This window comes from Anaerotignum sp. (assembly GCF_031981185.1).
Lineage (GTDB): Bacteria > Bacillota > Clostridia > Lachnospirales > Anaerotignaceae > Chakrabartyella.
Genome location: NZ_DALYUL010000006.1, coordinates 61984 through 74425, shown reverse-complemented (window position 1 = coordinate 74425; position 12442 = coordinate 61984). Strand labels below are relative to the sequence as shown.

10 protein-coding genes and 1 other annotated feature are annotated in these 12442 nt (G+C 39.8%); of the genes, 4 read left to right on the top strand and 6 right to left on the bottom strand.

The features are described from left to right. A partial coding sequence (gene ileS / locus RTK36_RS04880) for an isoleucine--tRNA ligase (RefSeq protein WP_312044881.1) occupies positions 1–2914 on the bottom strand: 2914 nt, incomplete at its 3' end. 202 nt (positions 2915–3116) lie between these two features. Continuing rightward, positions 3117–3361, bottom strand: a binding site (T-box leader). 414 nt (positions 3362–3775) lie between these two features. Between ileS and RTK36_RS04875 the strand changes: the two genes are divergently transcribed. Next, on the top strand, positions 3776–5230 hold the full coding sequence (locus RTK36_RS04875; RefSeq protein WP_312044879.1) for a nicotinate phosphoribosyltransferase: 1455 nt from the start codon (positions 3776–3778) through the stop codon (positions 5228–5230). A gap of 162 nt (positions 5231–5392) precedes the next feature. On the opposite strand, the gene RTK36_RS04870 is transcribed toward RTK36_RS04875, so the two are convergent. The 5 genes from RTK36_RS04870 to rpsT all read right to left on the bottom strand — a co-directional run bounded on the left by RTK36_RS04870 (position 5393) and on the right by rpsT (position 9929). Continuing rightward, a complete protein-coding gene (locus tag RTK36_RS04870) occupies positions 5393–5950 on the bottom strand; it encodes a GNAT family N-acetyltransferase (protein ID WP_312044877.1) in 558 nt (185 codons plus the stop codon). Between the two features lie 305 nt (positions 5951–6255). Continuing rightward, positions 6256–7434: a phosphopentomutase gene (locus RTK36_RS04865; RefSeq protein ID WP_312044875.1), complete on the bottom strand. Its 1179-nt coding sequence runs from the start codon at positions 7432–7434 to the stop codon at positions 6256–6258. 20 nt (positions 7435–7454) lie between these two features. Beyond that, positions 7455–8756: a thymidine phosphorylase gene (locus RTK36_RS04860; protein ID WP_312044873.1), complete on the bottom strand. Its 1302-nt coding sequence runs from the start codon at positions 8754–8756 to the stop codon at positions 7455–7457. 328 nt (positions 8757–9084) lie between these two features. Beyond that, complete coding sequence (locus tag RTK36_RS04855) at positions 9085–9498, bottom strand: C-GCAxxG-C-C family protein (RefSeq protein ID WP_312044871.1); 414 nt, start codon at positions 9496–9498, stop codon at positions 9085–9087. 170 nt (positions 9499–9668) lie between these two features. Continuing rightward, entirely contained in the window at positions 9669–9929 is a 261-nt protein-coding gene (gene rpsT / locus RTK36_RS04850; RefSeq protein WP_066047813.1) for a 30S ribosomal protein S20, read from the bottom strand. A gap of 244 nt (positions 9930–10173) precedes the next feature. On the opposite strand from rpsT, the gene gpr reads away from it, so the two are divergent. From gpr to RTK36_RS04835, 3 genes are all read left to right on the top strand, one after another. Next, positions 10174–11187, top strand: coding sequence for a GPR endopeptidase (gene gpr / locus RTK36_RS04845; RefSeq protein WP_312044869.1), 1014 nt, complete (start codon positions 10174–10176; stop codon positions 11185–11187). A 366-nt stretch (positions 11188–11553) separates the two neighbouring features. Further along, positions 11554–12120: a PadR family transcriptional regulator gene (locus RTK36_RS04840; protein ID WP_312044867.1), complete on the top strand. Its 567-nt coding sequence runs from the start codon at positions 11554–11556 to the stop codon at positions 12118–12120. Further along, the coding region (locus tag RTK36_RS04835; RefSeq protein WP_312044865.1) for a flavodoxin family protein at positions 12117–12442 on the top strand (326 nt) is incomplete at its 3' end. The genes RTK36_RS04840 and RTK36_RS04835, both read left to right, overlap by 4 nt.

Genomic DNA, 12442 nt, shown 5'->3' with positions numbered 1-12442 from the left:
GCATGGTTTGAATTTTACTTACAACTTCACGAACAAAGCCTTCTTCAACCAATTCAGGTGTCAAGTTAGTATCCAAAACTACTGTCAGGTTATTGTCGCCGCTGGAAACGAAGCCGTCTTTTTCGGAGGTATCTACCAAAACATCATCCATTTCCAGAACAATTTCTTCCCCCTCTACAGTAAGGGTTGCCTTTCCATCTGCACGCAGTGTGGCCATAAACGCTGCCCCTTCAACTTCTTTCAAAGCAGTGCCGATTGCAGGTACCAGCTTTCCGTATTTTTTGCCCAGAGTTCTCAACTGAGGCTTGAAGGTATATGCAGTAAAGTCTTCCACATTATCTGTAAAAGTCAGGCCTTTCACATTCAATTCCTCTGTGATGATGTTACGGTAAAGCTCAGGCAATTCTTTTTCAGATTTTACATACATCATTCCCAAAGGCTGACGGTTCTTCATGTTTGCCGTATTTCTTGCTGCACGGCCTTCCACAACAACCTTTAAAACAAAGTCCATATTGCTTTCCAAATCAGCGTCTACCCAATCTGCTTGATATTCTGGCCAATTACAAAGGTGAACACTTTCAGGCGCAGTAGGGTCAGCCTTTTTCACAAGGTTTCCATAGATTTCTTCGGTGATAAAAGGTGTAAATGGTGATGCAAGCTTGCACATAGTTTCCAGTACAGTATATAGGGTCATATATGCATTAATTTTATCTTGCTCCATACCTTCTGCCCAGAAACGTTCACGGCTTCTTCTAACATACCAATTGGATAAAGCATCTACAAATTCAGCCATAGCTCTAGCAGGCTCTGTCAATTTATATCCTTCCAAGCTTTCATCCACAAATTTGTTCAGGGTTTGCAGCTTAGACAAAATCCATTTATCCATAGGAGGAAGTTTGTCATACTCAAGTTGATACTTGGTTGGGTTAAACTGGTCAATATTTGCATAAAGGATATAGAACGCATAGGTATTCCAAAGAGTACCCATGAATTTTCTCTGCATTTCACTAACTGCTTCATCATAATAACGGCTAGGGAGCCAAGGTGCACTATTTGCGTAGAAATACCAACGAACAGCATCAGCGCCTTGCTTATTCAACGCTTCCCAAGGGTTAACAACATTGCCTTTGTGCTTACTCATCTTTTGACCATTCTTATCCTGAACATGACCAAGCACGATACAGTTTTTGAAGGAAGCACAGTCAAACAGCAGTGTACTTACCGCCAACAGTGTATAGAACCAACCACGGGTCTGGTCAACCGCCTCACTGATAAAGTCAGCAGGGAAATTTTCTTCAAAAACGTCTTTATTTTCAAATGGATAATGCCACTGTGCAAAGGGCATTGCACCACTGTCAAACCAACAGTCGATTACTTCGGAAACGCGGGTCATCAACTTACCGCATTCAGGGCAAACGATATGCACTGCGTCAATAAAAGGCTTATGCAGTTCGATATTTTCAGGGCAATCAGGGGACATTTCTTTCAATTCAGCAATGCTGCCGATGGTGTGTCTATGCCCACATTCACATTCCCAGATGGGCAATGGCGTGCCCCAATAACGTTCACGAGAAAGACCCCAGTCAATTACATTTTCTAAGAAATTACCAAAACGGCCTTCCTTGATATTATCGGGATACCAGTTGATGGTACGGTTATTTGCCACCAATTGATCCTTTAAAGCTGTCATTTTGATAAACCATGTGCTTCTTGCATAGTAGATGAGAGGTGTATCACATCTCCAGCAGAAAGGATAGTTATGCTCAAAAGGAATTGCGGCAAACAAAGAGCCATCCTGTTCCATCTGCTCAATTACCTTTGCATCTGCATCCTTCACAAACAATCCGGCAAAGGGGCCTGTTTCCTCAGTCATAAGGCCTTGGCTGTCAACATACTGACGGAAAGGAACACCATATTTCTGGCAAACACGGGCATCATCCTCACCGAATGCACCAGCGGAGTGAACAATACCAGTACCGTCTGTTAAGGTTACATAAGGATCACAAGTTACGATGAAAGCCTTGGGATCATTCTCTAAGAAGCTAAATAGAGGCTCATAACGCATATATTCCAATGCTTGGCCTTTCATCGTTTCCAAAACTTCATAGTTGCCTTCACCCAGAACGTCATCCAGAAGGGCTTCAGCCATAATTGCAGTAAAGTCCTGATATTTTACTCTTGCATAAGTTTCCTTTGCATTTACTGTTAATGCAATGTTAGAAGGCAATGTCCAAGGAGTTGTTGTCCAAGCTAAGAAGTACTCATTGTCTTTGCCTTCCACCTTGAATTTTGCGATAGCAGAGGTTTCTTTTACATCTTTATAGCCCTGAGCCACTTCATGAGAAGAAAGAGCCGTTCCACAACGAGGGCAATAAGGAACAACCTTATGACCTTTGTAAAGGAGTCCTTTATCCCAAATTTTCTTTAAAGCCCACCATTCAGACTCAATATATTCATTATGATAGGTTACATATGGATGATCCATATCCGCCCAGAAGCCAACGCGATCACTCATGGAGCGCCATTCCTGTTCGTATGTCCAAACACTTTCCTTACACTTTGCAATGAAAGGCTCTACACCGTATTTTTCAATTTGTGGCTTGCCATCCAAGCCCAAAGCCTTTTCTACTTCCAATTCAACAGGTAAACCATGGGTATCCCAACCTGCTTTTCTCAAAACCTTATAGCCCTTCATGGTTTTATAGCGTGGAATCAAATCCTTTACCGCTCTGGTGATGATATGGCCGATGTGAGGCTTGCCATTTGCCGTAGGGGGGCCATCATAAAAAGTAAAAACGGGAGCACCCTCTCTAGCCTTAATGCTCTTACCAAAAATATCATTTTCCTTCCAAAATTTTTCTACTTGAACTTCTCTTTCCACAAAGTTCATATTGGTTGGCACTTTGTCATACATATGAATTCCTCCTTAACTTCATTTATAAATACACTATTTTTCAAATGAAAAGGGTGGTGTTTGCATGAAGCATAAAATACACATACTCTTCCATTTTTGACTAGTTTCTAAAGTACCATTCACTTTTTTAGCAAAATTGGAAAAAGTAATGCAAAACGTGGATTTTATTACTGCCTGAAACGAAAAAAGACCCTTGCATCCTACACAGGACGAAAGGGTTCGCGGTACCACCTGATTTGACAGCAATTATGCCATCCACTCTAAGCATCACAATTTAATGACGCCGACCCTTAACGCGGGCAAACGACAGCGCCTACTAGGTAAAAAACCGTTTGGACTGCCACTCCGGAGTGATTTTCTATATTTTCTATGACGAAGGGATCTCACCAAGCCCCAACTCTCTGAAATCATGTTGAAAATATATACTGTCTCCTTCATTGTGTTTTTTCTTATACGTTAGCATTATACATTGTGCCTAAAAAGAAGTAAAGGGTTTTTTGCAGTTTTTTCTCTGTTTTTTGCAAGTATGTTGTGTACATCGGTACAGTATACACTTTTTACATAGATGCATTCCCACCCCCATGTGGCGCCAGTACTTGGGTATATAATAAAGCAAAGACTTTTCCCACTGAAAAACCAACGCAATGTATTTTATAATAAAAAAAATGATGAAAGCCAACTGTATTTAAGCATATTGCATTAAAATCTCATGTATAATTTGTTCATCATAGACAAATCATTAGAAATATTGTATAAAGAACTGATGTGTGGAAAAATTTGCTTTATTACTTTAAATTGTGTATAATACTAGTGTTTGTTAATTGTTCCTGCAGATAGGAAAAAATGAAGGAGAAATCAGCTATGAAAGGACGAGATTTGGCTCTGTTAACTGACCTGTATGAATTGACTATGATGCAGGGTTATTTTACAACTGGGGCCTACAACAAAAAAGTAGTGTTCGATCTTTATTACAGAAAAAACCCAAGCGGAAATGGATACGCCGTAACCGCAGGTTTGCAGCAGGTCATCGAATATATCAATGGGCTGCGCTTTACCAAGGATGACATTGATTATTTAACAAGTCTTCATTTGTTTACAGAGGATTTTATTGACTTTTTGAGAGATTTTCGATTTTCAGGAGAAATTTATGCAATTCCCGAAGGAACAGTTGTGTTTCCCCATGAACCATTATTGCGTGTAAAAGCTCCTATTGTTGAAGCACAACTTCTTGAGACTGCGCTATTAAATATTATAAACCACCAAAGCCTCATTGCTACAAAGGCCTCTCGTGTTGTTTGGGCTGCCCAAGGGGATCCCGTTATGGAGTTTGGCTTACGTCGCGCCCAAGGGCCTGATGCCGGTGTTTTAGGGGCAAGAGCGGCAGTCATAGGCGGATGCTGTGGCACAAGTAATGTTTTAACAGGGAAATTGTTTGATGTACCAGTAAAGGGCACCCATGCCCATAGTTGGGTTATGAGCTTTCCAAACGAAATTACAGCGTTTCGTGCTTATGCAAAGCTATTCCCAGATAATTGCCTACTGCTGGTAGACACTTATAATACGCTAAAAAACGGTGTTCCCAACGCCATTAAAGTATTTCAGGAAATGAAAGCAGCAGGAGTGCTTAAGGGAAAATATGGCATCCGACTGGACAGCGGAGACTTGGCATATCTTTCAAAATGTGCAAAGGTTATGCTGGAGGAAGCTGGCTTTGGAGATGCAATCATCAGCGCCTCCAGCGATTTGGACGAAAACCTGATTGCCAGCTTAAAATCCCAAGGAGCAAAAATCAACCTCTGGGGAGTTGGAACAAAACTCATCACCAGTGACGATTGTCCTGCCTTTGGCGGAGTGTATAAACTAGCCGCCGAAGAAGATGAAGATGGTACGTTTATCCCCAAAATTAAGCTGTCCAATAACCCTGGAAAGGTGACCAATCCCGGAATTAAAAAGGTCTTTCGCTTTTATGATAAAAACACAGATAAAATCAAAGCTGATTTAATTGCCTTGGAACATGAAACCATAGATGAGAATCAAGATATGATCATTCGTGATAGTAACGCCAAATGGCGTAAAATGAAATTGGAAGCTGGTACTTTCTATGTAAAAGAACTTTTGGTACCAATTTTTATTGACGGGAAGCAAGTATATGAATCACCGGAAACCATGGATATTCAGGGATTTTGCAACAGAGAAAAGGACTCTCTTTGGGACGAGCATTTACGCTTAAATAACCCGCACATTGTTCCTGTGGATTTGTCTGAAAAATTATCTCAATTAAAAAATCGCTTGATTGATGAAATGAGTACAAATTAATTTTATAGGAATCTGTTTTTTTAAAAACTAAAATTGTATATTTCTTTATATAAAATTGAAACGCCCTGCAAATTGCAAGGCGTTTCAATTTATGTTTGCTGATTTTTATTACAACCAGCATGACTTTTTCGTTTAAGAATCCTATCATGTCCTAAACTAAGCCTACTCATTATTCCCCAAGATTGAAAAAGGAATTACAGGCGAAGGAATTTCATTGTGTTCTCCAATATGTTTCTCCAGCCAAACAATGTCTACCCACTGTCCAAGCTTATATCCACTTTGGGAAAAATGACCGACCTTGCGAAAACCCATTTTTTCATGGAAAGCATTGCTGGGAGGGTTTGGATAAGCAATACAGGAAATCATAGTCAAAACACCTTGGGTTCTTAATGTTTCCTCAAGTGCAGAATAAAGCATGGAACCTAACCCGTAGCCACGAAAATCCTGTTTAATATAAATCGTTGTTTCCACTGACCAATCATAGGCAGCACGTCCACGAAAAGGAGCCGCATAGCAATACCCTGCGATTTCTCCGTCCACTAAAGCTACATAATAAGGGTATTTTTGCAGTATATTAACAATGCGGAAAGCAAATTCCTGCACCGACGGAACTTCATATTCAAAGGTAACTGTCGTATCAGTAACATAAGGAGCATATATAGCCAAAATCCGTTCTGCATCAGAAGCAGAAGCCAGGCGAATAGTGATTTTTTTATCCATTTTTTTCATCCTTTCGTCTTTTTTTTTGATTGTACACCCATAAGCTTTAATTGTCACTTAGTTTTTATTGACATTTTCAAAAACGGATAAAAATTATTTTTAAATAAATATCCTGTAAGCAAAAAAAGAAGGCGATTCAATGTAACCGCCTCCTTCTGTATAATACTTATTTTATGAACGAAAAGCTTGGATTCCGAAGGTTCTTCAAGAAAAATGACCCTAAAAGCTTTCAACAGACCATAAGATTGATTTAAGCTTTTTTTCAGAGGCTCCCCCATTCTCGATCCCCTTCTCATCCAAATCATTTACTTCAAAATCTCATTTAAAAAGCTCTCTGCTTCAAAGTTTGCATTTAATCCCAGATAATCAGAAATTGTCTGACCCAAATCGGCAAAGGTTTTACGTACGCCCAAATCCACACCTGCTTTTATCTTTTTCCCATATACCAGTAAGGGCACATACTCTCTGGAATGATCTGTACTTGGGGTAGTAGGGTCACATCCATGGTCGGCTGTTATAAAGAGAATATCCTCTTCCTTCATTTGTGCAATAATTTCAGGTAGCTTACTATCAAAATACTCCAGAGCCCCTGCATAGCCTTCCACATCATTGCGGTGGCCATAAATCATATCAGTATCCACCAAGTTTGTAAAGAGAATTCCTTCAAATTCCTCTTTTGCATAAAAAATAGTTTTCTCAATACCATCATTATTATTTGTGGTATGGTCAGCACGGGTAATGCCTCTGTGTTCAAAAATGTCCTCTATTTTGCCAACTGCAGTCACATTTAATCCTTTTTCCTTAGCCAAGTCCAAAATCGTAGTCCCTGTAGGCGGCAAAGAAAAGTCTCTTCTGTTTTTGGTTCTTGTGTAATTACCTTCCTCTCCCACAAAGGGACGGGCAATAACACGGGCAACACCATATTCTCCAGTCAATATTTTTCTTGCTTTTTCACACATCTCATAAAGCATTTCCAGGGAAATCACTTCCTCATGAGCTGCAATTTGAAAAACACTGTCCGCAGAGGTATAAACAATGGGATAGCCAGTCTTTACATGCTGTGCGCCTATATCTTGAATAATTTGGGTGCCGGATGCCGCTATGTTTCCCAGTGTTTTTGTTCCAATAGCCTGCTCAAAGGCATCCATCACCTCTTTAGGGAAACCTGTTTGGGTAAAGGTAGGGAAGGGCTTTTCTGTAATGATTCCAGCCATTTCCCAATGACCTGTGGTGGTATCTTTTCCTATGGATTTTTCAGCCATTTTACCAAATGCACCCTGAGGTGAATCCGTTTTGCCCAAAAGGTGAATATCCTCACCTTGAATATTGCCCAAACCCAGGTTACTCATATTTTTCAATTCTGTCTGTGGGCGCACCTTCTTGATGTTAACCAAGGTATTGCTGCCAACATCACCAAAATCCTTAGCGTCAGGTAATTCACCGATTCCAACACTGTCTAAAACAACAATAATTGCTCTTTTCATAAGCATCTTCCTTTCCATATTTAAATCGTTTTCAAAATCAATGGAGGCAAAGGTTGCTTCTCTCCTCCAATTGTAATTGCTTGCTGTAAATATTTCGCTGCATTTTCACACTTTTCATCACTGGCTGCAAAAATCTCCGCCAATGGCTCTCCGACTTTCACGTCATCACCCAAGCGCTTTTTCATAATAATCCCTGCGCCGAAATCCAAAGGTTGCTCCTTATAAGCACGCCCTGCACCAGTTTCTAAGGAGGCCCTGCCAATCAATGCAGTGTTCATATGATTTAAGTAACCCTCTTCTTTTGCAAAAACAGTCACTTTACATGGAGCTAAAGGCAATAAAGAATAATCATCAATGATATCGGGATTACCGCCTTGCTGTACCAAAAGCTCTCGAAATTTATCCAGACCCATGCCATTTTTAATGTGGTGCTGTAGTAAGTATTTACCCTGTTCTAAGCTATTTACACGCCCAGCCATCAGAATCATGTAAGCCCCCAAAGTGAGGGAAACTTCCAACAAATCACCGCCAACATTTCCTTTTAAAACCTCAATTGCTTCTATTACTTCCAAGCTGTTGCCAATATTCATGCCCAAAGGCTGATCCATACCACTAATAACAGCAGTAACTTTTCTCCCAACATGACGCCCCATCTCCACCATAATTGACGCAAGGGTTTCTGCCGATTCCATGTTCTGCATAAAGGCACCACTTCCACATTTTACGTCTAAAACAATGCCATCAGCTCCTGCCGCAATTTTTTTGGACATAATGCTGGCTGCAATCAGAGGAATGCTATCTACCGTTCCGGTTACATCCCGCAGGGCATATAACTTTTTATCCGCCGGGGTCAAATCATCCGTTTGGCTCATTAATACGATATTGCTTTCTTTTGCAAAAGCAATGGCCTCTTTTTCATTTACATCTACACGAAAACCAGGGATAGATTCCAGCTTGTCTATGGTACCTCCAGAGAAACCTAACCCCCGCCCACTCATTTTTATCACAGGAACACCAACGGAGGCCACCAAAGGCGCTAAAATTAACGTCGTTGTATCCGCAACACCACCGGTGCTATGTTTATCAGCCTTAAAGCCTTCTACTTGCGAAAAGTCAAACATCCCGCCGGATTGAGCCATTTCCATGGTTAAAGATGCAGTCTCTTCTGCATCCATTTTTTTTAGAAAAGCTGCCATCAAAAAAGCGGCTATTTGATAGTCAGGCAGACTGCCATCTGTCACACCCTTTACAAAATACGAAATTTCTTCATTTGATAATCGATTGCCTTCTCTTTTTTTTATAATTATATCCACAATATTCATAAAAGTCCTCCTTTTGCTCCAGCTCTATCCTCACAAAATGAACACTGTTTTTGACTCTTTCATCTACGAACTAAAAAAACCAACAAATCTAATCTTATTTTTTCCCAATTCACCATCAATATATCTGCGTAAGCATTCAATAAAAAATAGACTTGCTTCAAAATAACGAAAATCCAGAATGTTTTTGGTAAAAAAGCAAACAATTCACCAGTATTAACCATAGGTTTATTATACCACATCTTTAGTAAAAAATCATTATGAAAGAAAAATCCCACTGGATATGCTTATCATATGCCGGTGGAATCCATTCCAAACAAAATTTCAGCTATCATTTGCCCTCATTTAAAAGATGCGATTCAATAATTTCTGCTGCGTCCTGCATACATCCCGGGCAGCTACGCAATACAACCCCTGTATCCATCCCTTTTAAGGTTCTGCATTCCAAGGATTGATTTTTGTCAATAAAAGCTTGAGTCATGGGCCTTAATGTGTTATAGCTACTAATTTTACTCCTTGGCTTTTCCAAGTCGACATCGGAAATCTTTAGCCCTACCAAATATGCCATGGCTGAAACAGCCCCACAAGGACCCATAATCCCCATTCCACGGCCAAAACACTCAACAGCCCGAAAGGCCTCTTTTTCCTCCACGCCAAACAAATCACAATAGGCACACGCCACTGCCTGAGAACAATTATAACCCTTATGATGGTTTTCCATTACTTTTTCGATTCTGCTATCCATAAGATACCTCCAAGTTTTTTAAGTTTTGTGATAGCAAGCAATTTCATCCAAATGCACGCAACTTACACAAAACTTTGCACATAATAAAATGAGTATTTAATAAAATGTATTTTCAATAAAATAAGGGATACCCCAATCATACATAGGGCATCCCTTTAGGACATAAAAAATTACAGGCTGTTAACCAATTTTGTTAAAGAAGATTTTTTTCTAGCAACTGCATTCTTGTGATAGATGCCCTTCATATATGCTCTGTCAATTACAGAGGTAGCGTTCTTCAAAGCTGCGGAAGCTATGTCCTTATCGCCTGCATTCACTGCAACGATTACTTTTTTCATTGCTGTTTTTACCTGAGACTTAATCATTTTATTTCTCAAAGTTTTTTTGCTGATTACTTTAATTCTTTTCTTAGCGGATTTAATATTTGCCACTGTGTTTTCCTCCTAGTTAAATCATTCATTTTCTGTGGTTTCCGATATTGGGGAATATCGCTTTTTATTACTACAATATTAACCACCTTTAAGGAGCTTCATCTCCTACGACACGGCTTGGGATATTTTATGTCTTAAATCCCTTGGTTAATTCAACACCATATATTCTACCCGATGAATGAAAATAAGTCAATGAATATATTTCAATTGGAGGGAAAAAATAAGGGAAAAAGCAGGAAGGACGGTGGGAAATTTGAAGAAAGTGGATGAAAAAAATACATTTCAAGTTAGAACTGACTTAGCCATTGAGGCAAGAGAACTAATTCAGGAATCCCAAGAAAAAAGAGAAGACGAACCCAACGGTGTTAAAGTAGAAACGGAAGAAGGAGATTGCTACACATTAACAAAGGTAAGTATTATAAATGACGCAGGCAGTAAAGCAATGGGAAAACCCAAAGGAGAATATATCACCATTGAATCCCAAAAACTAAAAGAAAATGCCGTTGATTGCCATGAGGTAATTATCAAGCTTTTGGCAGAACAACTGCGTAAGCTGTCAAAAACCAAGGAAGATGATTGTATTCTTGTAGCCGGGCTTGGAAACTGGAACATTACTCCTGATGCCTTGGGGCCAAAGGTTATTTCCCGCATCTTAGTTACACGCCATTTACAGGGCTCCCTACCTGAAGAAATCGAAGGAACTGTGCGCCCTGTGGCTGCAATCAGTCCCGGTGTCATGGGACTTACAGGGGTTGAAACAGGAGAAATTATTAAAGGATTGGTGGAAAAAGTAAAGCCTACCCTTTTAATTGCCATTGATGCCCTTGCAGCAAGACGTTCCAGCCGTATCAATGCAACCATACAAATGTCTGACACAGGTGTTTCACCCGGTGCCGGCGTTGGCAATAAACGAATGATGCTGAGTCAAGAAACCTTGGGTATTCCCGTTATCGCCATTGGTGTGCCCACAGTGGTAGATGCCGCAACATTGGTAAACGATACTATGGATCGAATCCTAGGCAGTATGATTGAACAAACAAAAAAAGGAACAGACTTTTACCGCATGCTGCAAGATTTAGAGGAAGAAGAAAAATATACTATGATTACTGAAATTCTTGATCCTTATACAGAAAATATGTTTGTAACACCCAAAGAAGTGGATGCAGTCATAGACCGACTTTCTAATATCATCGCCAATGGCATTAATATTGCCCTTCACCCCGGCATCACCATGGAAGATATCAGTAAGTATAGTTAAAATACCCGTCATCTAAAGCACTGAGAGCCACCATGAGATTATTTATTATTAAGTAAAGAAATTTTAAAATTTGCCGTAGGATTTTTTATACTACGGCTTTTTTTGTGCTGAATTTACATTACTAAATTTTGTTTCTCTCTACTTGCTAGAAATACAAAAAATCTTCTCCACTCCAATCTCTAAAATAAATATAACCTCAAAATAGTTCTTTTTTTGTGGCTACTCTTAACTAGCCATATATATCAATAGACGAATCATAAAAAAGTCCTGCCTAAAGTTTCTAAACATAAATTACACCCTATTGACAATCATTCGCTTTTGTTGTATATTCAACTTATAGAATATACAACAAAAGGATGTGTTAATGTGTCGCTAAAACATGGTCTACTGGGACTTCTCAATTATTCATCTATGACAGGGTATGAACTGGATAAAGCATTTAATGCTTCCTTATCTTTTTTCTGGCAAGCAAAAACCAGCCAAATTTATCGAGAACTGGATGCTATGGAAACGAAGGGTTGGTTGAGCAGCCAACGTATCATTCAAAGCGAAAAACCAAACAAGCGGATGTACACCATAACAGATAGCGGAAAAAAAGAACTTGCAAACTGGTTATCCCTAGGGGAAGCCCATATTTCCGATGCCATGCGGGTAAAAAGTGCATTTTTGATGCGGATTTTCTTTTCAGGAGAAACCACCACCCAGCAATCACTGGAATTGCTTCGTAAGTATCGTGAAAAATGCTTGGAGGCTGGCCAAGGTCTTGGGGAAGCCCATAACGCAATCTCAGAATATGACGAAATGGTTTGCGATGAAAGAAAATCAATTTACTGGAAAATCGCAGTGCTTTATGGAGAATCCTATTACGAAGCCGGCGTGAATTGGGCAGATAAAGCCATTGCATTATTAGAAAAGGAGGCACAGATGAAATGAAAATTCTCGTTCTAAATGGTTCACCAAAGATGGAGCAAAGCAATACAATGTGTCTCACGCAGGCTTTTTTAAAGGGTGCCCAGTGGGTAGACGCAGAAATTGTCCATGTGGCAAAAGCCAACATCAAGAGCTGCCTTGGTTGTTTTGCTTGTTGGAATAAAACACCGGGGAAATGCGTTATCTCCGATGATATGGAACACATACTACCAAAAATCATTGCCGCTGATGTGATCATCTGGTCTTTTCCCCTATACTATTTTAGTGTGCCCAGTGGCCTAAAAAACCTCATCGACCGACAGCTGCCTATGAATTTGCCCTTCAT